The following is a 21,020-nucleotide window of genomic DNA, read 5'->3' on the forward strand; positions in this document are numbered from 1 at the left end:
TTAATTACGAATTAGATTGTGGTGCTTTTGCGATCGCAGCCCAAACTCTATGGTGAACCTGAAGAATTGGTGTAGGATATTGTGTTTCGAGCAATGTTGCCAATTCCCGGTCAAATACTTCTACTTTTTCTGGTGTCAAACTGGCTCCCACACCAGCACTCGCTCGAATTCGTCCCCGCCAATCTTCGTGTGTATAAGAGACAAATACATCATAAGAAAATGTGCGGATTTCTCGGAATCCTCCTTCACCAATATCTTGCAACCACAGGGGATACAATCCATTACCGCCGTCCAAATTCCACACGGGATTATGAGCTTTGATCAGTTGTTCGGTTGCTTGAACTACATTACCTTTTAAGGGTATCCAATCAAAATGTGCGATCGCAAGCAAGCCATTTACTCTCAATATACGAGTAATTTCCTGGACAGCACGTGGTCGGTCAAACCAATGCCAACACTGCCCTGCTGTCACCACATCCGCACTGGCGTCTGGTAACTCGGTATGCTCGGCAGTTGCGACTCGATAATCTACTTTAAGTTGCACAGCTTCGCTTAACAGTCTCGCTTGTTCTAAAAGTGAGGCTGATGGATCTATACCAATTACATAAGCACCTCTATCGGTAAAGCCCCGCGCTAGTGTTCCTGTTCCTGTGCCGAGATCAACAATATTCTGCCCTGGTAAACCTATACCATATTCAGAGAGTTTGTTAAATAATGAACTAGGAAACCCAGCGCGGTGTTTTGCATAATCAGTAGCAGTTGCACCGAAATCAATTTTCATACCTATAAAACTATTCTTGTAACAATTGTCTAGGTTAGAAGTTCTCTACCCACGGACGTAGTTCTACTTCCCATGTCCAAGCACTGCGGGGTTGGCGGAGAATGCTGAGATAAGTTTGAGCGATCGCATCCGGGTCAAGAGTACTATCAGGATTATCTACTGGATCTTGGCGGTCTGCGGATCGGATTGCACCATCAATCACGAAATGCGCCACATGGATATTCTTTGGTGCTAATTCTCTAGCAATACTCTGAGCCAAACCGCGTAGTGCAAATTTACCCATTGCAAAGGGAGCGGATAGAGGATAACCCTTAACACTGGCTGAGGCTCCAGTAAAAAATATAGCACCACCACCAAGTTGTAAAAACCTTTTGGTAGCAGCTTGAGCCACAAGAAAGCCACCATAAGCAGTGACATCTAAGGTTTTTGCCACTTCACCAGGGTCTAGATCGACAAGAGGCCCCCGCACCCGGAAACTGGGATTATAAATGACAATATTTGGGGAACCGACTTTATTCTCAATATCAATAAATAACTGTTCTACTTCATCTGGCTTTGAGGCATCAGCGGCGAAACTAACTGCGCCAATTTCACTACTCAATTGAGTTAGTTTTTCAATTTGGCGAGCCGCTAAAGCTATGGTGAATCCTTCTTTGGCAAATAGGCGAGCTAAAGAAGCGCTCAGTCCATTACCTGCACCGACAATTAAAGCTGTTGTTGCCATAAATTCAATTCTCCTTAAAATTTTAGTTCCCCTTCTCCTCAAGGGAGAAGGGGTTAGGGGATGAGGGTTTGAGCAATGCTATGTAAAACTAACTCGATATTATTAAATATTTGCTCATTACTAAAGCGAATCACAGTTAATTGATTAGATTTTAGCCAGTTTTCTCTGATAAAATCTTGAGCCTGTTGATTTGCATGAATACTACCATCTAATTAAATAATTAGTAATTTTTCGTGACAATAAAAATCAGTGATATATCTACCAATATTATGTTCTCTGCGAAATTTTGTATTTAATAAAGTCTATTTCTTAAACATTCCCATAATATTTATTCTGCTGGTGTTTGTTTTTTTCTTAACTTGCGGGCGCGTTCTAATAATACTTTGGGAATTTGTCGGTTACTACCAGCTAATTTAGCAATTTCCGCCCTCACCCCTAGCCCCTCTCCCTCTGGGAGAGGGGAACAAGATTTATCTTGTTGATGATATTGATTCTCTTCTTTCTCTTCTTCTTGACTCCCTCTCCCTTTGGGAGAGGGTTGGGGTGAGGGCTGATATTCCATAATTCTGCACCTACAACAAACTCATCTGTCCCCTTGTCTTTCCCCTTTTTTATCCAGACTTAGAGCGGTTGTAAGTTTTGGTTAATCTTTCAGACAATGCAAATTACCAAAAAGTTGCTGCACATTTAACCCATTTGCGATCGCAACTTAATTTCCACACCTTTTTTAAGGTAACGTATACGATGGACGGCTTCTACCGCCAGCAACGGAGGCAGTAACCCAATGAGCAGCATTTTCAGCCGGAGAAACAAGATTTGAAAAGGGTTGGGGCTTAAGTATGACACTAATCCCCTTAACCCTTACCCGTTCTTAAGCGTTAAGCGCTTCTTCTTGATGGGTTTCGATAACGCAATCAGAAGTAGCGTAGGCAACGCATGTGAGAACCCATCCTTCGTCAATTTGATCGTTGTCTAGGAAATTCTGATCGTCTTGGTTAACTGTACCTGAAATCAGCTTGCCGGTGCAGGTAGAGCAAGAACCAGCGTTACAGGAATAAGGCAAGTCCAGATGATATTCCTCGTTAGCGACCTCTAGGATGTACTCATCATCAGGGACTTCAATTACGTGTTCACCTGCGTGATCGCCTTCTGGGATACGTAATGTAACTTTGTAAGTTGCCATATAAAAATTCCTAACTCAATATAAACTCCATTTTTGATACTACGGGTTTATGTGCAGCTAGTCTAGAGTGAAATCTGGTTGATTATTTTACATCTTGAGACGCTTAGTTTTAATCGGAAGTAAGAGTAAAAAATGCTGCGATCGCTTCAGAAAATCCCTCAAATGAACTATAATCTCTAGCCACGATAGAAACATTCATACCCAACTTTTGGGCATTAGCAGTTGTATAAGGGCCGAAACATGCAATAACACAATGTTCGTAATCGCTTTGCGAGTTAACCATTGTCAAAAAGCTTTCTACTTCCGCCGTGCTACTAAAGGCAATTACATCAATAATTCCTTCACGCATCAAATTTAATTCCATACCGTAGATAGTTTTATCTAAGCCTTGCGTAATATATGTGGGTACGCGAGTTACTTCTATGCCCAATTGTTGCAAATCTGTAATTAAATTGGGTACAACATCAGGCTCAGGTAAACCAACCACTTCTGGAGCCGGTATCAGCACTTTTTTCTCATGAATTTGCGGAATTTTCGCTAATTCAGCTACAATTCCGGCTGGGCTAGATTCTGTTGGGATTAAATCTACCTTGCCAGAAAAAGATAATAAACTTTCTGCATCTTTTCCTAATGCACATAAGTGACATTTTTGCACCACAGATATAGGAATATTCAAATCATTTATGCGGTGAAAAAATGCTGTGATTCCGTTTCGACTTGTGAAGAGAATCCAATCAAATTCGTTTATATGGGCTAAAGCGGCATCTAACTGAGTGTAGTTTGATAAATAGCAGGTTTCGATAGTAGGCATGAGAATAGGTAAACCACCTTTTTTGATGATTTGTTCGGATAACCTATAAGCATAATTTCTCGGTGCTGTTACTAAAATTCTCTTGCCATAGAGAGGTAAATTTCTCGATGGAGTCAGCAGGTTGATTTGTTTTGATTGAGTGTGCATTTGTTTATCTACCATTTCATTGCTATTCCACCTTAGAATGAGCGTTGCTGAATTTATAGCGGTTTTCAGTTGAGTCTAATAGAGACCTGGGCTTTTGCAAGAGGTCTAAGAGGATGTTTGAAAAGTCCTCTTCTCGGTAACAAAAGGTTTTAGATCCCCCTAAATCCACGCCAGTTGCTCATGGGGGAAACCCCCATCGCCCTTGGCGTCTCCCCTTGGGAGAAGACCGCACTGGCTACCCTTAAAAAGGGGGACTTTGATTCCGGTTCCCCCCTTTTTAAGGGGGGCTAGGGGGGATCAATAAGTGCCTAAAATCACAGCAAATTACTTTTAAAACATCCTCTAAAGCTCACTGTATTTGGGGCCGACTTCTATAGTTCCATCAGGCAGGATGGTTTTCCAGAAAAAGACGTAGAACATAGTGGAGTTAATTTTCAAGTTACTGGCACTACCAAAGTTTGTCTCAATCAAAATTGCCCAACTAAAATCAGCATTGAGCAAATTAGCACCTCTCAAACTTGCCCTAGTGAGATTAGCGCTCTCCAAGCAAGCACAAGTCAGATTAACACTCCCAAGACTAGCACCTCTCAAGTTAGTACCAACCAGAATAGCTTCGCTCAAATTAGCACCTCTCAAGTTGGCACTACACAAATTAGCGCCAGTAAGATTAGCTCTACTCAAATCCACCCCCTTAAGATCAGCAGAGTGCAGATTAGCCCCTCTCAAGTTGATTCCTCTCAAATTAGCGCCTTTAAGCAACTCTATCCCAGCTGTATCAGTAGCAAGCTTCAAGTCAATACCAGCAAAGTTTCTTTCTCCAGCAACATATCTTCTGAGCAACTGTTCAGTAGTAATATCCATAATTCATTTCTAGGAATGAGTTGGGTTATTCTGCCTATTTTATGGTTGCTAGAGCCACTGAGATTATTATCAAATAATGTGATGAAAGACTTTGACTGTAAGGTTATAAAGCTATCAAGCAACAATTTTCTAGTATTAGGTTCAATAAAAGAGCCAATAAAGCCAATTATTCATATCTTGATTCAGCAACGTCAAAAGTTTATATAAATCCTAGCCATTTTTCTAGGATGAATTACTCCCCATTTTTCCGATGCCATCTGTGTCGATCAAACGGCACGATCTGAATATCTAAAAACGTTCGCACAAAAATCTTATGTCTTCATTACTGGCTTTGTCCAACAGTTTAGCTGACACCGTAGAACAAGCTGGAAGTGCTGTGGTTGCGGTGAATGGGGGTACACGTGTTTCCCCAAGCGGCATTCATTGGCGTAATGGCATCATTGTTACCTCTGATGAGTGCCTCCAGCGCTATGACGATATCACGATTACCTTATCAAATGGTAGTACTGCACCAGTAACACTCGTCGGTCATGACTCTAGCACCGATATAGCTGTTTTTAAACTAGAAAATGCAGAAATACCTGTGGCAAAAGTTGGCGATGCTAAAACGCTCAAAGTTGGTCATCTGGTACTGGGACTGGCAAGAGGTGGCGAAGGTGACTTAAGGGCGGCTATGGGTGCAGTGAGTGTGGTTAGCGGTGCTTGGCGGAGTATGAATGGCGGGAATATTGACCAATTTATCCGCCCAGACATCACCCTTTACTCTGGGTTTGCGGGTGGGCCGCTCGTAGATGCTGCTGGTTTTGTGGTAGGTATGAATACATCGGGGCGGCGTGGTACTGCTCTGACAATTCCCACTGCGACAGTCGATCGCGTGGTTGACCAATTAGTAGCAAAAGGACGCATTTCTAAGGGCTACTTGGGTGTGGGAATGCAACCTGTACGTTTACCAAATAACCTGAAAACTGCTCTCAATTTAAGTTCGGCAACTGGGGTAATTGTTGTCAACGTTGAGGCTGCGGGGCCTGCTGACAATGCAGGTGTGCTGCTTGGCGATGTTTTGGTAACATTCGATGGCGTAACTGTGGGCGATACAGGTGATGTGTTGGCGTTGCTCAATAGTAGCGATCGCATTGGTAAAACTATCAACGTGCAAGTTGTCCGGGGTGGAGTCTTAATTGAGTTAGCGATCGCAGTTGGCGAACGACCTGTGTAATTTGTAATTCGTAATTCGTAATTTGGAACTCGAACGTTGAGCCTTTGAACTCGGAACTTCCACCTTTTTGCTCGGACGTTGAGCCTCTGAACTCGGAACTTCCACCTTTTTACTCGGACGTTGAGCCTCTGAACTCGGAACTTCCACCTTTTTACTCGGACGTTGAGCCTCTGAACTCGGAACTTCCACCTTTTTGCTCGAACGTTCAAGCTTTGAACTTGAAACTTCCACCTTTTTGCTCGGACGTTTGACTGATTTTACTTTGACACGCTCAAAAATTGTATAACATGGCAAACACAACATTAATTAACGTCGCTGCGGAACTGACAAAGGTAGCTACTAAATTACGCGATCGCACTGTCAAAGTAAAAAGTGGCTCTCTAGGAGTCGGTTCTGGTGTAATTTGGCAACCTGACGGACTAATTATCACTAATGCCCATGTGGCAACCAGCAATCGCGCAACTGTGGAATTGGCAGATGGAAGGGTATTTGATGCAGTGCGTACCCAATTCGATCCGCAGCAGGATTTAGCCGCCCTGAAAATTGTCGCCACTGATTTAACTGCTGCAACTATCGGCAATTCTGAAGCGCTACGAGTGGGTGAATTAGTCTTGGCGGTGGGTAATCCCTTTGCTGACAGTGGCGCTGTGACAACTGGAATTATCTATGCAAATAATCCACGAGCAGTTATGGCTGATTTGCAGTTGTATCCTGGAAACTCTGGCGGGCCACTTGCCGACTGTCTCGGACGAGTTGTGGGAATTAATACGATGATTGTTAATGGTTTGGCTGTGGCAGTTCCCAGTAACACCGTTGAGCGTTTTTTACAGGGAAATAGTCGTCCGCAGCTGGGAGTTACACTGCAACCTGTGCTTTTAAGTAGGCGTAGCTTGGGTTTATTGGTGCTGTCAATTTTACCTAACAGTGCGGCAGAAAATGCTGGTGTACAAATCGGCGATGTTTTAATTGGAGTTTCGGGGCGATTATTCACTAGCATGAATGACTTAACCAAATATCTCCATGAAAGTAAAGGATCTGTGCCGCTACAACTCCTACGGGGTAGGCAGCAATTCGTGATTTATGTTGCCGTGCAGTCCGATAAAACTGCTGTGGAGGCGACATGATCCGAGTGATGGTAGTTGCTACTTCCCCTGTGGTGCGAGCAGGGTTATCAACTGTGGTGACAACCAATCCTCGGTTGACGGTTGTGGGGAGTGCATCCGATTTGGATGTCTTGGCGATTGAAGTTGGGCAATTACAGCCGGATGTGGTGCTGATAGATTTGAGCGGGAATTTTCAACAAGCGGTGTGGGAAAAATTGCTGGTTATTCAAGAACAGCAATATCCATTTGCAACGATCGTCATTGTTGAAGAACTCGACAGCATCGACTTAGAGACGGCGTTACGTTCTGGTATCCGCGGGATATTGCCCAACACTAGTACAGAGTCAGAAATTATCGCGGCTGTGGAGGCGATCGCTTTTGGTTTACTGGTGCTGCACCCGGATGCTGTAGAATTACTGTCTATCCGCGAAAAAGTGGTAACGAATCCCGTACAAAGCTTGACACCACGCGAGATAGAGGTTTTAGGAATGCTTGGTTCTGGATTGGGAAATAAAGCGATCGCGAAACACCTGCATATTTCTGAGCATACCGTCAAATTTCATCTCTCATCCATTTTTCAAAAGCTCAGTGTCTCTAGCCGCACTGAGGCTGTTGCTGTGGGTGTGCGACTGGGTTTGATTATGCTTTGATCTTTAGTCATTAAAAATATGAGATCGCGATCGATACAGAATTCAGAATTCAGGAGTCAGCATTCAGTTCCCGCATTTCTCACTCTTCTCAAGGCGTTTGATGGAGCAGAAGAGAAGTAATGAGTAATGAGTAATGAGTAATGAGTAAAAACTTCTTACTTCTTACTTCTTACTTCTCCCCGGCACTTGCGCAGGCTTTAAGAGGTGTAGTGAGAAATCCGGGTTAACCCAAGCGTATATTTCCAAATGTTGAGCTTTATTTAGCCTTAAAGAAATTTTGGGCTGGCTGGGAATGCTAAATAAGCCACCTCGTTGTCCTTTTATTTGACAGTGGTGGATACTGCCCATTACCACTCAGTCGTGCAAAAATGATACCTGTCCTTCCCGGTTACAACTTTATTGAAGCTCTGCATGAAGGTGTGAATACCGTTATTTATCGCGCTTCCAAGCAGTTAGATAAAAGCCTTGCGATCGTTAAAGCCCTGAAAGCCGAGTATCCCAGCCTCGAAGAACTAACCCGACTCAGACATGAATATAAAATATCGCAGACGTTAGTAGATATAGAAGGAATTGTCAAGTCTCTAGCTTTAGAAAACCATCATAACGGTCTAGCCCTAATTTTGGCAGACTTTGGTGCAGAATCCCTGAAAAAGTATATTAGCGATCGCCAATTATCTTTAACCGAATTTCTCACAATAGCCATTCAGCTAGCATCCACTCTCACTCAACTGCATCAAGCCAAGATTATTCATAAAGATATTAAACCTGACAATATCGTTATTAACCCAAAAACCGGGCAGGTTAAAATTATCGACTTCAGTATTGCGTCGCGGTTAGAAAAAGAAAATCAAAGCATTAGCAATCCCAATTTATTAGAAGGCACTCTCGCCTATATGTCACCGGAGCAAACCGGACGAATGAATCGGTCAATTGATTACCGTACCGACTTCTATTCTTTAGGCGTTACCTTTTATGAAATGCTGACAGGTTCGCTGCCCTTTAATGCCGCCGATCCTCTGGAATTTGTTCATTGCCATATTGCGAAAACACCAATAACGCCTCAAGAGTTCAATCCAAAAATTCCTTCAGCGGTTTCTGACATTGTCATGAAATTGTTAGCTAAAACTGCTGAAGATAGATATCAAAGCTCTCTCGGACTAAAAGCCGATTTAGAAACCTGTCTGACGCAGTTGCAGACGGATGGCGAGATTTCCCACTTTATTGTCGGTCAACTAGATTCATACAGCCAATTTTCCATCCCGCAAAAACTCTACGGACGGGAAGTAGAAGTTGCTACTTTGTTAGAAGCATTCGATCGCGTCAGTTCTGGTACTACAGAAATGATGCTAGTTTCTGGTTACTCAGGTATCGGTAAATCGTGCTTAGTTTCCGAAGTTCATAAACCGATTGTGCGCCAGCGGGGTTATTTCATCTCCGGTAAATTTGACCAGTTCAAGCGGAATATTCCTTTTGCTTCTCTAATTCAAGCATTTCAAGATTTGATGCGGCAATTGCTAACAGAAACCGATGACCAAATAGCTGTTTGGAAATCAAAATTAATAGATGCCCTTGGCTACAATGCTCAAGTGATTATAGACGTTATTCCCGAATTAGAACGAATTATTGGCCCGCAGCTAGCAGTTCCTCAATTAGGCTCGTCAGAATCACAAAATCGATTTAATCGGGTGTTTCAACAATTCATTCATGTATTTAGTCAACCCGAACACCCGCTAGTTTTGTTTCTGGATGACTTGCAGTGGGCAGATTCAGCTTCCCTGAAGCTTATCCAGTTAATTATGACCGACCCAGATAGCCAGTATCTATTGCTAATTGGTGCATATCGAGATAACGAAGTAAGTGCCACTCATCCCTTGATTCAGACCTTGGAGGAGATTCAAAAGACTGGTGCGATCGTAAATAACATTATCCTCCAGCTTTTAGATATCGCTCATGTCAACCAGTTAGTAGCCGATACTCTTCGTAGTGAATTTTTAAAGGTAAAGCCGCTAGCTGAGTTAGTTTTTACCAAAACCCAAGGCAACCCCTTTTTCTTAACTCAGTTACTCAAATCTCTTTATCAGGATCACTTGCTATCCTTTGACTTTGAGCGCGGTTTTTGGCAATGGAATATTGAGTTTATTCAGAGAGTAAATATAACTGATAATGTCGTTGAATTGATGGTCAGCCAAATTCAAAAGTTATCTAATAAAACACAGAATGCGTTAAAGTTTGCCGCCTGTATTGGAGACAAATTTACTTTAGATATGTTGGCGATGATTAATAAAACATCTCAGTCAGAAACAGCAGCCGATTTGTGGGAAGCTCTGCAATCAGGTTTGGTTCTACCCCTCAACAATTCCTACAAAACACCGCTCGTTTTCGACTCAGAAGAAATGGAGACTGAGAACAGGCGATCGCCCATTACTCATCACCCATCACCCATTACCTATAAGTTCTTACACGACCGGGTGCAGCAAGCGTCTTATTCTCTCATCCCAGATGACCAAAAAAAACAGACTCACCTAAAAATCGGTGAATTGTTACTAATACATACCTCGGAAACGGATATTGAAGAAAACATTTTTGAAATTGTCAATCAACTGAATGTTGGTGATGAATTCATCACCCAACAGCCTCAAAAAGATAGACTGGCTCAACTCAATCTTATAGCTGGACAGAAAGCAAAAGCAGCAACAGCGTATGAATCATCTGTTAAATATTTAAATGTAGGTTTGGAACTACTTGCAGCAGATAGTTGGCAGTGTCAGTATGACATGACACTCAACCTCTATGTAGAAACAGCAGCAGTAGAATTTCTCAACACTAATTTCGAGCGAGCAGAAATGCTTTCTGATGTAGTTTTGGCAAGGGCAAAAACCCTGCTCGACCGAGTCCAGGTGTATGAGACAAAAATGCAGTTTTATATTGCTAAAAACCAAATGCAAGCTGCGTTAAATACCGGACTGCAAGTTCTGAAAATGCTAGGGTTGCCTTTATCAGAAAAACCTCCACTGAGATTGACTAGATTGAATTTAGGAGGAAAACGGATTGAGGATTTAACAGAGTTGCCAGAAATGACTGATGTTTATAAATTAGCCGCACTGCGAGTCTTGATCAATCTGATTCCTCCGGTTTATATTGCAGCTCCCGAACTTTATCCTCAGGTCGTTTTTAAAATGACCAATCTCTGCCTCAAATATGGGAACTCTCCTATGTCATCTTATACGTATGTACTTTATGGAATGTTCCTATGTGGCGCTTTTGAAGACATGGATTCTGGTTATCAATTTGGTCAGTTAGGCTTAAAGCTGTTAAATCAATTTAATGCTAAGGAGATGACGGCGAAAATCTATGAAACATTTAATTATTTTATCAGGCATTGGAAAGAACCAGCTATTAATACTATAGAACCGTTAATTGAGGGTGTCCAAAGAGGGCTGGAAGCAGGAGATTTAGAATATGCTTCTTATTCGGCTTGTTTTTATTGTACGCATTTGTTTTTTATCGGTGAAAATCTAGAAATAGCTCTTCAGAAACAGGCGCATTATATTGCTTTGATGCAAAGAACCAAACAAGAATTTCAAATTATTTATGCTAAGATAGTTCGACAAACAGGTTTGAATCTAATTAAGAAAACATCGGAACCATATCGATTAATTGGCGAAAGTTTTGATGAGAATAAAATGTTGCCAATTCTGATAAATAGCAATAATTATATGGCTATTTATCCTATCTATGTTTCTAAACTGATTCTAGGTTATTTATTTAAAAATTACGATCGCGCTGCCGAGAATGCCTTGCTGGCAGAAAAATACGAACAAGGTGGACGAGGGTTGATGTACAAAGCCGAACACAAGTTCTACTCCTCTCTGACTCTCCTAGCTTTGTATCCCAGTGCATCAAAAAGCGAGCGCCAACAATATTTCAGCCAAGTGATAGCGCAGCAGAAAAAAATGAAGCAATGGGCATTGCATTCTCCTGCCAACTATCAGCATAAATACGATCTCGTGGAAGCAGAAAAGGCGCGAGTATTGCAACAAGATGCCAAAGCGATCGCGTTTTACGATCGAGCCATAACTGGAGCCAGAGAACATGGATATATTCAAGAAGAAGCCCTAGCTTCGGAACTAGCAGCAGAGTTCTATTTTGCTTGTGGCAGAGAAAAAGTTGCCAATACCTATCTCAACGATGCCTACTATGGATATGCTTGTTGGGGAGCGAAGGCAAAAGTCAAAGACTTGGAAAAAAGATATCCTCAACTATTTCGCATATCAAAGCGCGAAAGCGTCAGTACGAACGTAACTCAGATAATTAACTCTACGAGTGAAAATGCTTCAGACTCGCTGGATTTAGCCACAGTTATGAAAGCATCTCAAGCTCTTTCTGGAGAAATAGTTTTGAGCAATTTGCTAACTAAATTAATGACAATTGTGCTAGAAAATGCTGGCGCTCAAACAGGCTATTTAATTTTAGAAAAATCAGGAGACTTGCTAATAGAAGCATCAGGAGCAGTAGACAAAAATGATATAACTGTGCTACAAGCAATTCCAGTATCAACCAGTCAGCAGTTACCAATTTCACTGATTAACTATGTAGCCCGAACTAAAGAAAATGTTGTCCTCAGCAATGCAACTCGTGAAGGAACATTTACCACAGATACATACATCGCCACCCATCAACCTAAATCGGTTTTATGTACACCGCTTATCCATCAAGGAAACCTTAGTGGCATCCTTTATTTAGAAAATAATCTCACCATTGACGCATTTACATCAGATCGCTTAGAAGTATTACAACTGTTATCTTCTCAAGCGGCGATTTCTATTGAAAATGCTCGTCTTTATAAAGATTTAAAATTAGCCAACACTAACTTAGAAGCTAAAGTACAAGAGCGAACTTTAGAGTTACAGGAAAAAAATGTGCATCTGCAAAAAGCAGAAGAAATCGCCCAATCAGCCAACCGCGCTAAAAGTGATTTTCTTGCCAACATGAGCCATGAACTGAGAACACCACTTAATGGCATTTTGGGTTACGCCCAAATCCTCAAGCGTGAAAAAAGTTTAACTAATTCACAAAAAGATGGTGTGAATATTATTCATCAGTGTGGCGACCACCTCTTGAACTTGATCAATGATATTTTAGACCTCTCTAAAATTGAAGCGAGAAAAATGGAACTCCACCTAACGGATTTTCATTTTCCAGAATTTCTCGAAGGCATTGCCGAAATCTGCCGTATCCGCGCCGAACAAAAAGGTATTTGTTTAATTTTTGAACAGATTACTCAACTTCCTATCGGTGTCAAGGCTGATGAAAAACGGTTGCGGCAAGCTTTGATTAACTTACTAGGTAATGCCGTTAAGTTTACTGAAACTGGAGGTGTGGCTTTCAAAGTCGGCTATCAGGAAGGTAGAATTCGGTTCCAGGTGGAAGATACAGGAATTGGCATGGCACCAGAGCAATTAGAAGAGATATTTTTACCGTTCCAGCAGGTAGGAGATTGCAATCGCAAAGCAGAAGGAACGGGATTGGGACTGGCAATTACCCGCCAATTAGTTCAGATGATGGGTGGCGAAATCCAGGTGAAAAGTACTTTAGGGAAAGGGAGCATTTTCTTCTTTGATTTAGATTTACCTGAAGTTTCTCAATATGCTGATGTTGTCAAAAAAGAGCAACGAAATATCCAAACTTTTAAAGGCTATAAGCGAAAAGTTATCGTGGCAGATGACAGAGCAGAAAATCGGGCAATTTTGGTTAAGATGCTATCGCCTTTAGGATTTGAAATTGTGGAAGCAGCAGATGGTCATGATTGTCTCAACAAGGCATTTGAATGGAATCCAGATTGTATCTTAATGGATTTGTTGATGCCTCAAATGAATGGCTTTGAAACTACCCGTCGCATTCGGCGATCGCCTGAGCTAAAAAATGCAATCGTGATTGGCACTTCTGCCAGCGTTTTTGATTTCGATCTCAACAAAAGTAAGGAGGCGGGTTGCAATGATTTTCTACCTAAGCCCATCCGCATAACAGAGCTTTTAGAAAAGTTACAGTATCACTTAGAACTGGAATGGATTTATGAAGATGGGGAAACGCAAGTATCTAAAGGTAACAAAGAAGAAAATTCTCAGCAATCATTGGTAGCTCCCTCGGCAGACGAAATTGCGACTCTGTTGAATTTAGCAATGAAAGGCGATCTCAAAGGAATTGTGGAGCGAGTTACTCACTTGGAGGAATTGGATGTTAAATATGCACCTTTTTCTTTAGAGTTGCGTCAATTAGCAAAAGGTTTTCAAGTTAAAAAAATCCGTGAAATTTTAAAAAATATAGGAGTAAATTAATGAGTATTACAAACATTGAAAATGGCATTATCTTAATCGTTGATGACAACCCGACAAACTTAGGAGTGTTATTTGATTTCTTGGCTGATTCTGGCTTCCAAGTGTTGGTGGCGCAGGATGGCGAAGATGCAATTGAACAGGTTGAATATGCTCTCCCCGATCTAATTTTGTTAGATGTACTCATGCCTGGTATGGATGGGTTTGAAACTTGCCAGCATTTGAAAGCTCAAGAATCAACTAAAGACATCCCCGTAATCTTTATGACGGCGCTTTCTGAGACGGTGGATAAGGTCAGAGGGTTGAATCTTGGGGCGATGGATTATATCACTAAGCCGCTTCAGCATGAAGAGGTTTTAGCCCGTGTCAAAATCCATTTAAGCATCCGCAATCTGACTAAAAGACTGCAAGAGCAAAATGTACATCTAGAGCAGGAGATTCAAGAACGAACTAAGGCAGAGAACGCCCTTTTAAAACTCACGTCTGAGTTAGAAGAACGGGTGGAAGAAAGGACGGCTGCACTTGAACAATCTAATCATCTGCTGCAACAGGAAATCCAAGAACGTATTTGTACAGAACAAGCATTGCAAGAATCAGAAGCACGCTATCGAGAACAAGCCAATCGGCTAGAACTTGCCTTTCGCCAACTTCAAGAAACTCAAAGCCAACTGGTTCATAGTGAAAAAATGTCCAGTCTGGGACAATTGGTGGCGGGTGTCGCCCATGAAATTAACAATCCCATCAACTTCATCTATGGGAATTTGACTCACGCCTATGAATATACCCAAGGCTTGCTCGACCTCTTGAACCTCTATGCTAAGTACACTCCCTCACCGCTACCTGAAATTCAACAACTGGCTGAGGCGATAGATTTAGAATTTCTCAGTGAAGACCTACCCAAATTGCTGAGTTCGATGAAGGTTGGGGCTGACCGCATCCGCGAGATTATTCAGTCGTTACGGATTTTTTCACACGTGGATGAAGCCCAAATGAAGCCGGTGGATATTCACGCTGGGCTAGATAGCACGCTGCTGATTTTGCACAATCGGTTTAAAGCCAGTTCTAACCAACTAGGTATTCAACTTGTTAAAGATTATGGCGATCTACCGCTTGTGGAGTGTTATGCAGGACAACTCAACCAAGTATTTATGAATCTATTGACGAACGCAATTGATGCTTTGGAGGAGTATGACAAAGAGCGATCGCCCCAGGAAATTTACTTTTGCCGCAGTACGATTTGGATTTGTACTGAAGTAACTAACAATGAATTTGTGACTATTAGGATTAGGGATACTGGCCCAGGTATAACAGAGGAAATACGCGATCGCCTATTTGATCCCTTCTTTACGACAAAACCCGTAGGTAGAGGTACGGGTTTAGGCTTGTCGATTAGCCAGGAAATTGTTGTTTCCAAACATGGTGGTGAAATAAAGTGTCTTTCAGCACCCGGTCAGGGAACAGAATTTATGATTAAAATTCCGATGCGATCGCACCCTTTAGAATTGACTGTGGCTGCACCGTCCTATTTTGCCTAAACCAAAAACTTTTGAAAACGCTTATATGAACATTTTAATGCTATCTTCCACCTTTCCTTACCCACCAACGCGCGGAGGAACCCAAGTTAGAACATTTAATTTACTCAAGTACTTAAGTCAACGCCATACTGTCACCCTTGCAACTCAACGCGAGGGCGATGTTACAGACGCAGAAGTAGCAGGATTACGCGATTGTGTAGATCGTCTAGTTATTTTTGAACGCCCGCCAGATTCTCGAACCACCGGAATATTCCAGAAAATACAGCGATTTGGGAGATTTTTGCAGCAGGGAACACCGCCAAGTGTACTTAACCGCTACTCAGTTGAGATGCAAACATGGGTTAATAACTGGGTGGAAGCGGGAAAATGTGATGTCATTACCTGCGAACATAGCGTCAATGAGATTTATGTGCAGCCACATTTTCAGAAACAGCTAAAAACCATCGTTAATGTTCATAGTTCTGTTTATGCTAGCTGTCAGAATCAATTGGCAACAGGCATTTCCGAAAATTCACTCAGAGACAAAATTAATCTGCCACTTTTGCGCCGTTATGAGCAAAACTACTGCGCTAAATTTTCGGCAATTGTGGCGACAACACAAGAAGATAAAATTCAACTACAACAATTTAACCCCAATAGTGAAATTACAGTTATTCCCAATGGCGTAGATTTAGTTTCTTTCCCTAAGCGTACCACCGATCCCGGAGGACATCGCCTAATTTTTATTGGTGCAATGGATAATTTAGCAAATATTGATTCTGTCTGTTTTTTCAGCAACGAAGTCTTGCCAGAAATTCAAAAATTGTATCCCGATACAACTTTCGATATTGTCGGTTCTCACCCAGTGGCAGAAGTTTTAGCACTTGATAAAAAACCAGGAATTAATGTGCTGGGGCGTGTACCTTCGATGGCAGAATATTTACATCGAGCCACCATCTGCGTTGTACCGATGCGGACTGGGTTTGGGATTAAAAATAAAACTTTAGAAGCAATGGCAGCTGGTATACCTGTAGTAGCTAGCGATCGCGGCTTAGAGGGTTTAGCTGTAGATGCTGCAAGTCATCCATTACGGGCATTACGAGCCAATAAACCAGCAGAGTACGTCACCGCTATTAGTCAACTATTCGATCGTCCACATCTGCGTTCAGAATTGTCTTACAATGGCAGAGAACTGGTAGAAAAAGAATTCACTTGGGATATTGCTGGTAAAAGTTATGAACAAGTTTGTCTTGCGAGAAGTAATACTAATCTGTAATTTGTAATGACCGAACAATTTGAGATTTTAGATTTTGGATTAAAATGAAAAGCCGCAACTTGGGTTAATAACTAGCTACCCTCGACTAAGACTTTCGTCATAACTTTATATCAGCTATCGCACCACAGTAACTGGTGTTCCCATATTAACCTGATAAAATAATTCTCTAACATCGTTGTTGTACATCCGAATACAACCGTGTGAGGCAGCCTTACCTACTGAATCAGGATTAGGGGTACCGTGAAAGCCAACCCAATTTTTACCGTTTGTCCAAAATCCAATCCAGTATTTGCCAAGTGGGTTTTCAGGGTCTCCTCCTGGGATAGCTTTACCTGTAAAAGGGTTTATCCAAGTAGGGTTTTCTAACATTGTACGCACTCGAAAATTACCAATTGGGGTTTCCCAGTCTTGGCGACCTACTGCTATGGGATAACTTTTAATTCGGTTTTTTCCTCGATATAGAGTTACTCGACGGTTGCGAAGGCTGATCTCTAGGTGAAGAGGTTGAATAATTAAATTATTATTAATATTAGCCCCTTGAGAGACTAAATTTTTGGTTGAAGTATGAGAAGGAACTCTTAGTTCAGAAGCTAAAGACATAGCCGGATTAAAATTTAATCCAGATGCACAAATAAAAATAACTAACTTATTTAATTGCTTGAACATTTTCAAATTTTAAATTTTGTTTATCAATATTTTAGTACCAAGTTAATTATCAATTATTTAATTTTTGAGCTTATTATACTCTGTAGTTATTTGACGAATCATTCTGATGAACAGAATAGTATAAGCATTAGATATGTAATTTTGTGAGGAAAGTAAAATAAAATTGTCAAAAGTAGTTGCAGTAGAAATTGAATCAATTGATAGGAAATCTCATCTTTTCTACTGCATTTACTGTTGATAACAGTCATGATTTGAAATCATCTAAGTAGAGGAAGCAAGCTTTAACAAGCTCTCTAGCCCATATCGTATAGGGCTAAGAAATTACCAGAGCGCTCTGACACCTCCACCAGTGTTTTGTCCACCTGTAGTGTTGTTACCTCCTGTATTGTCCTGCGTTCCGGTAGTGCCATTATTTGGATATTGCTGCGTTCCGGTAGTACCATTATTTGTTCCACTAGTGCCATTATTTGGATACTGCTGTGTTCCAGTGCCATTATTTGGGTACTGCTGTGTTCCACTAGTACCACTTCCACTAGTACCATTATTTGGGTACTGCTGTGTTCCATTAGTACCATTATTTATTCCACTAGTACCACTTCCACTAGTGCCATTATTTGGATACTGCTGTGCTCCACTAGTACCACTTCCACTAGTACCATTATTTGGATACTGCTGCGTTCCGGTGGTAGAATCACCTCCTGTAGATTGCCCTGCTTGAGAGTACAATCTATCACCTATGGGGGCTTGACTAGTTTCCAAATTTTTAGAGATGGGTTGGGGCAGAGCGTATACTGGAAGACTTATTAAAGCACCAGTACTAGCAACTCCCACGAGACTAGCAAGCATTTTGAGCAAATTTTTACTGTGGTTTAAGTTCATTGGTATCTCCTGAGCCTGAGTTTGAAGTTAAATGGTTCTTATGCTACTAAGCAATTTGTTGAAAAATAGAAAAAGTTTTTCTATTTCTCAACTCCAAGCAAGGATCTAAATCAAAAGTATTGAGCCGATAAGTTGTTATTTAATTAATAAGTTAGCTGAATTAATTTTCTTACCCTTCTACCTAAAGTATGGTCTGGTGTTAAATTAATTTGTAATGTTTTAGACAGTATTTGTTTAATTTATTTTTAATCAATCTATTTCTTTAGATATATGTTTAATATACTTGTTTGTTTATTAAAAAAATAATGTTTTAAATTTCATATAGCATTTCCTAATCTAGCGATGCTAAACCTCACTCCCAACCTCTCTCTTTGGTAAAGCTATCCATTACCCGGACTTTTTTAATATTTGCAAGAGGGATTAATGCCTTCTTAGGAAAGGAATAAGACGATTTTATAACCAGATGCTCAATCCACCTGATTAGCAAGCAGTGCAAACGCATCTAAATATTGACAAGTCTGGATAAGAGTTGAATTCACCAAGACCCTGTTCAGATATGACTCATATCATGTCCGCTTGATTACTTACTAAATCCCAAGAACCCCACCCCGCCAAAGCTACGCTTCGTCTCCCTGCCCCTAATCCCCAGAGGGGGCCCCGAGTTCCCCGCCTGCGGGGAGGGGTGCAATGATTGTGGAAATCATAACTAATTACCCGGACTTGATATCACGGTTATGTATCCAATTGATGAGTTTTTTATTTTTACTAAAGAGTTATATATTTTAAAATAAGCTAATTCATATTTTCCGAGAAGATCGGATTTGTTTTGTTTATAATCTCATCAAGTTTTACAGTTATCGAAAAAGGCAGAGGGCAGAAAGAATACTGTCTTCTGCCCTCTGCCTCCTGCCTTCTTCAATTAGATAACTTGAGAATCCTTTTTATTTTTTATTAGTAAATAAAATGCGTTTGCCCTGCCACTAACTCTAGATAAATTGTTATTGTTGTTTATTGTCTTTTTTGGACAAATGTGCAGAGACGTTGCAATACAACGTCTCTACATCGGTCGTACAAATGATCTTATCTAAATCGTATTGGTTTTTAGTTAACTCATGAATCAGCACATCAATTATTTTCAAACTTAGTCGAACAACCTAACACCAGTAATTTCTTATGCTTACGCTTATTCTTATTCTTGAGAGTAATCAAATAATTATCAACGTAGCGAAAAGCAGCTGCACCGTCGTAATCAGCAATGGCTATAGCTTGCAAGAAAACCTTTGAGGGAATTTCAAACCCTAAAAATTTTTCTGTTAAAATTAATAAATCTTCATCTGTGGCAGGAAAAGTAGTTTCTTCTGCCCCTTCTGAATCAGAAAATATATCATCAATTAATGCTTTATACACTTTGTACCTCCCCAAAAGCATAAGATGCAAAGCCTGTAATGAAGTTTAGCTGCTGATCGCGAGTTTGTAAGTTAACAGGGAGTTCAGTACCAGGACATCCGATTTCCCGTAAAATTTCTAAACAATAAGCACCGAGTTGAGTGTATGGAGCTTGCTCCAATTCTTGAGCTACTTCTAGAGCCATCTCCAGATTGACTTGGATAACCGTCTTTACAGGGTTGGTCATAAATCCGCCCTAATAAACTGGATGCTCTAAGTTTTGATCGCAAACACAAATAGCGTAACGGTGTTTTTGCGGAATTTATGAAGAGGGGAAATTAAAGTATCAGCGCATTTGCGGTAATGTACCCAAAGTTATGCAAACTAGTCCCAGAGTGGGCAATTTATATCTAAGTGCGATCGCCTGCCATAATACGTATAAATATGTACAAATATTTTAATATTATTGCCCATATACTTACTTTTGTGGGGTAAGCCACAAAGCCTACCCCACAATGTTAAATAATTTATTTGTTATAAATCCCTGATATCTAGTCTTGTACAGTAGTTTAACAACAGAGGCAGGAGGCAGTGTTTCGACTCGTGCCTCGTTCACGCTTTAACCTTAGCTTTAGACCAGACACCATTTTCATCTTCTTCATATTGTTGGTGAATAGTCTCCCAAGCGGCTTGTTCGGCTGTGAACTCGTCACTTTTTTCATTGAGTACAGCATTATAGCGCTCAATGAATGTACTCTGAGCTTCATCAGAAAGATGAGCGCGAACTTCAGGCGACAAGTCTGCTGGACTGTTGCACTGTCCAGAACAAGAACGAGCCAGAGTTTTCTCAATCGTGTGAATTTCTTCGCCACCAGCACTTTCGAGCAGTAATTGAAACTCGCCAGTGCGATCGCTCGGCACTTCTGCCATCACAAAAAATTCGCCAGCTTGTAAGCGAGTTTGGTAGATAGCCGCTTTATCTTCTGGCATCCCCAAAGTAGTTAGAACCGATACTAGACCGGCACCTGCACTACCTGCGATCGCTCCACTAGCAGCCCCCAACAACACTGCACCAATAGGCCCTGCTGCCACAATTGGCCCGACAAAGGGAATAAACAATACGCCCACACCCGTAAGTAAGCTGAGGAAGGAACCAAACAAGGAACCAAAAACTGCTCCTGTTCTCAAGCCTCCGAGAATCACATCTTTTTTACTAATAAAGCCAGCAATTCTCGTTTCCGACTGGAAATTTCTGCCCATGACCGAAATATGATCTCTAGGCACACCCCTGTCTAATAAACGTCGAATTACATCATCAATTTGCTTCTGCTCTTTGAATACAGCAGAAATAGTACGTTCTGCTTTATATACTTCTGGCATTTAAAAACTCCCTGTATTATGTTGTTTTTGCAATAAAGATGACCAACTAATTTTGGATTTTAGATTGACTGCACTTATAACGGGAAACCACGCGGTGGACGGGTTCCCCGA

19 protein-coding genes and 1 pseudogene are annotated in these 21,020 nt (G+C 41.2%); 6 read left to right on the forward strand and 14 right to left on the reverse strand.

From position 1 onward, the window contains the following. Positions 1-4: 4 nt before the first annotated feature. The 8 genes and pseudogenes from V7K84_RS08140 to V7K84_RS08170 all read right to left on the reverse strand — a co-directional run bounded on the left by V7K84_RS08140 (position 5) and on the right by V7K84_RS08170 (position 4,507). Positions 5-781 (reverse strand): class I SAM-dependent methyltransferase, encoded by a 777-nt coding sequence (locus tag V7K84_RS08140; protein WP_334837291.1) that lies wholly within the window; start codon positions 779-781, stop codon positions 5-7. A 34-nt stretch (positions 782-815) separates the two neighbouring features. Beyond that, positions 816-1,505 (reverse strand): SDR family NAD(P)-dependent oxidoreductase, encoded by a 690-nt coding sequence (locus V7K84_RS08145; RefSeq protein ID WP_334837292.1) that lies wholly within the window; start codon positions 1,503-1,505, stop codon positions 816-818. Between the two features lie 53 nt (positions 1,506-1,558). Further along, a pseudogene (locus V7K84_RS34240) lies at positions 1,559-1,771 on the reverse strand (endonuclease domain-containing protein). A gap of 62 nt (positions 1,772-1,833) precedes the next feature. Continuing rightward, complete coding sequence (locus V7K84_RS08150; RefSeq protein ID WP_334837293.1) at positions 1,834-2,067, reverse strand: hypothetical protein; 234 nt, start codon at positions 2,065-2,067, stop codon at positions 1,834-1,836. 125 nt (positions 2,068-2,192) lie between these two features. Then, positions 2,193-2,351, reverse strand: a complete 159-nt coding sequence (locus V7K84_RS08155) for a hypothetical protein (RefSeq protein WP_334837294.1) — start codon at positions 2,349-2,351, stop codon at positions 2,193-2,195. 25 nt (positions 2,352-2,376) lie between these two features. Next, positions 2,377-2,688, reverse strand: coding sequence for a ferredoxin (locus V7K84_RS08160; protein WP_334695450.1), 312 nt, complete (start codon positions 2,686-2,688; stop codon positions 2,377-2,379). 109 nt (positions 2,689-2,797) lie between these two features. Then, positions 2,798-3,661 (reverse strand): uroporphyrinogen-III synthase, encoded by an 864-nt coding sequence (locus tag V7K84_RS08165; RefSeq protein WP_334837295.1) that lies wholly within the window; start codon positions 3,659-3,661, stop codon positions 2,798-2,800. 327 nt (positions 3,662-3,988) lie between these two features. Further along, positions 3,989-4,507 carry a pentapeptide repeat-containing protein gene (locus V7K84_RS08170; RefSeq protein ID WP_334837296.1) on the reverse strand — a complete coding sequence of 173 codons (519 nt, stop codon included), beginning with the start codon at positions 4,505-4,507 and terminating at the stop codon, positions 3,989-3,991. Positions 4,508-4,820: 313 nt separating this feature from the next. Here V7K84_RS08170 and V7K84_RS08175 point away from each other — a divergent pair, with 313 nt between their 5' ends. Further along, positions 4,821-5,723: a S1C family serine protease gene (locus tag V7K84_RS08175; RefSeq protein ID WP_334837297.1), complete on the forward strand. Its 903-nt coding sequence runs from the start codon at positions 4,821-4,823 to the stop codon at positions 5,721-5,723. Here V7K84_RS08175 and V7K84_RS08180 read toward each other — a convergent pair. Then, positions 5,691-5,954 carry a hypothetical protein gene (locus tag V7K84_RS08180; protein ID WP_334837298.1) on the reverse strand — a complete coding sequence of 88 codons (264 nt, stop codon included), beginning with the start codon at positions 5,952-5,954 and terminating at the stop codon, positions 5,691-5,693. The genes V7K84_RS08175 and V7K84_RS08180 overlap by 33 nt on opposite strands. A 56-nt stretch (positions 5,955-6,010) precedes the next feature. Between V7K84_RS08180 and V7K84_RS08185 the strand changes: the two genes are divergently transcribed. From V7K84_RS08185 to V7K84_RS08205, 5 genes are all read left to right on the forward strand, one after another. Continuing rightward, the gene (locus V7K84_RS08185; protein WP_334837299.1) at positions 6,011-6,847 is read left to right on the forward strand and encodes a S1C family serine protease; all 837 of its coding nucleotides are present in this window, start codon (positions 6,011-6,013) and stop codon (positions 6,845-6,847) included. Beyond that, the gene (locus tag V7K84_RS08190) at positions 6,844-7,476 is read left to right on the forward strand and encodes a response regulator transcription factor (protein WP_334837300.1); all 633 of its coding nucleotides are present in this window, start codon (positions 6,844-6,846) and stop codon (positions 7,474-7,476) included. The genes V7K84_RS08185 and V7K84_RS08190 overlap by 4 nt, the downstream gene beginning before the upstream one ends. A gap of 368 nt (positions 7,477-7,844) precedes the next feature. Beyond that, positions 7,845-13,811, forward strand: coding sequence for a hybrid sensor histidine kinase/response regulator (locus tag V7K84_RS08195; protein WP_334837301.1), 5,967 nt, complete (start codon positions 7,845-7,847; stop codon positions 13,809-13,811). After that, positions 13,811-15,343: a hybrid sensor histidine kinase/response regulator gene (locus tag V7K84_RS08200; RefSeq protein ID WP_334837302.1), complete on the forward strand. Its 1,533-nt coding sequence runs from the start codon at positions 13,811-13,813 to the stop codon at positions 15,341-15,343. The genes V7K84_RS08195 and V7K84_RS08200 overlap by 1 nt, the downstream gene beginning before the upstream one ends. Positions 15,344-15,368: 25 nt before the next feature. Next, positions 15,369-16,598, forward strand: a complete 1,230-nt coding sequence (locus V7K84_RS08205; protein WP_334837303.1) for a glycosyltransferase family 4 protein — start codon at positions 15,369-15,371, stop codon at positions 16,596-16,598. Positions 16,599-16,712: 114 nt separating this feature from the next. Here V7K84_RS08205 and V7K84_RS08210 read toward each other — a convergent pair whose 3' ends face one another. The 5 genes from V7K84_RS08210 to V7K84_RS08230 all read right to left on the reverse strand — a co-directional run bounded on the left by V7K84_RS08210 (position 16,713) and on the right by V7K84_RS08230 (position 20,909). After that, positions 16,713-17,264 carry a L,D-transpeptidase gene (locus V7K84_RS08210; RefSeq protein WP_334837304.1) on the reverse strand — a complete coding sequence of 184 codons (552 nt, stop codon included), beginning with the start codon at positions 17,262-17,264 and terminating at the stop codon, positions 16,713-16,715. Positions 17,265-17,585: 321 nt separating this feature from the next. After that, positions 17,586-18,143, reverse strand: a complete 558-nt coding sequence (locus tag V7K84_RS08215; protein ID WP_334837305.1) for a hypothetical protein — start codon at positions 18,141-18,143, stop codon at positions 17,586-17,588. 1,125 nt (positions 18,144-19,268) lie between these two features. After that, complete coding sequence (locus tag V7K84_RS08220) at positions 19,269-19,550, reverse strand: hypothetical protein (RefSeq protein ID WP_334837306.1); 282 nt, start codon at positions 19,548-19,550, stop codon at positions 19,269-19,271. Next, complete coding sequence (locus tag V7K84_RS08225; protein WP_292783841.1) at positions 19,543-19,776, reverse strand: hypothetical protein; 234 nt, start codon at positions 19,774-19,776, stop codon at positions 19,543-19,545. Before V7K84_RS08225 ends, V7K84_RS08220 begins: the two co-directional genes overlap by 8 nt. 365 nt (positions 19,777-20,141) lie before the next feature. Then, positions 20,142-20,909, reverse strand: coding sequence for a ChaB family protein (locus V7K84_RS08230; RefSeq protein ID WP_334837307.1), 768 nt, complete (start codon positions 20,907-20,909; stop codon positions 20,142-20,144). Between the last annotated feature and the right edge of the window lie 111 nt (positions 20,910-21,020).

The organism is Nostoc sp. (genome assembly GCF_036917315.1).
In the GTDB taxonomy this organism is placed as follows: domain Bacteria; phylum Cyanobacteriota; class Cyanobacteriia; order Cyanobacteriales; family Nostocaceae; genus Nostoc.

What these genes read in the sequence shown, in the direction of transcription:
- V7K84_RS08210 (WP_334837304.1), bottom strand. Translation starts at nt 17,264, where the DNA reads ATGTTCAAGCAATTAAATAAGTTAGTTATTTTTATTTGTGCATCTGGA.
- V7K84_RS08140 (WP_334837291.1), bottom strand. Translation starts at nt 781, where the DNA reads ATGAAAATTGATTTCGGTGCAACTGCTACTGATTATGCAAAACACCGC.
- V7K84_RS08145 (WP_334837292.1), bottom strand. Translation starts at nt 1,505, where the DNA reads ATGGCAACAACAGCTTTAATTGTCGGTGCAGGTAATGGACTGAGCGCT.
- V7K84_RS08215 (WP_334837305.1), bottom strand. Translation starts at nt 18,143, where the DNA reads ATGAACTTAAACCACAGTAAAAATTTGCTCAAAATGCTTGCTAGTCTC.
- V7K84_RS08170 (WP_334837296.1), bottom strand. Translation starts at nt 4,507, where the DNA reads ATGGATATTACTACTGAACAGTTGCTCAGAAGATATGTTGCTGGAGAA.
- V7K84_RS08175 (WP_334837297.1), top strand. Translation starts at nt 4,821, where the DNA reads ATGTCTTCATTACTGGCTTTGTCCAACAGTTTAGCTGACACCGTAGAA.
- V7K84_RS08200 (WP_334837302.1), top strand. Translation starts at nt 13,811, where the DNA reads ATGAGTATTACAAACATTGAAAATGGCATTATCTTAATCGTTGATGAC.
- V7K84_RS08225 (WP_292783841.1), bottom strand. Translation starts at nt 19,776, where the DNA reads ATGACCAACCCTGTAAAGACGGTTATCCAAGTCAATCTGGAGATGGCT.
- V7K84_RS08150 (WP_334837293.1), bottom strand. Translation starts at nt 2,067, where the DNA reads ATGGAATATCAGCCCTCACCCCAACCCTCTCCCAAAGGGAGAGGGAGT.
- V7K84_RS08185 (WP_334837299.1), top strand. Translation starts at nt 6,011, where the DNA reads ATGGCAAACACAACATTAATTAACGTCGCTGCGGAACTGACAAAGGTA.
- V7K84_RS08230 (WP_334837307.1), bottom strand. Translation starts at nt 20,909, where the DNA reads ATGCCAGAAGTATATAAAGCAGAACGTACTATTTCTGCTGTATTCAAA.
- V7K84_RS08165 (WP_334837295.1), bottom strand. Translation starts at nt 3,661, where the DNA reads ATGGTAGATAAACAAATGCACACTCAATCAAAACAAATCAACCTGCTG.
- V7K84_RS08195 (WP_334837301.1), top strand. Translation starts at nt 7,845, where the DNA reads ATGATACCTGTCCTTCCCGGTTACAACTTTATTGAAGCTCTGCATGAA.
- V7K84_RS08160 (WP_334695450.1), bottom strand. Translation starts at nt 2,688, where the DNA reads ATGGCAACTTACAAAGTTACATTACGTATCCCAGAAGGCGATCACGCA.
- V7K84_RS08190 (WP_334837300.1), top strand. Translation starts at nt 6,844, where the DNA reads ATGATCCGAGTGATGGTAGTTGCTACTTCCCCTGTGGTGCGAGCAGGG.
- V7K84_RS08205 (WP_334837303.1), top strand. Translation starts at nt 15,369, where the DNA reads ATGAACATTTTAATGCTATCTTCCACCTTTCCTTACCCACCAACGCGC.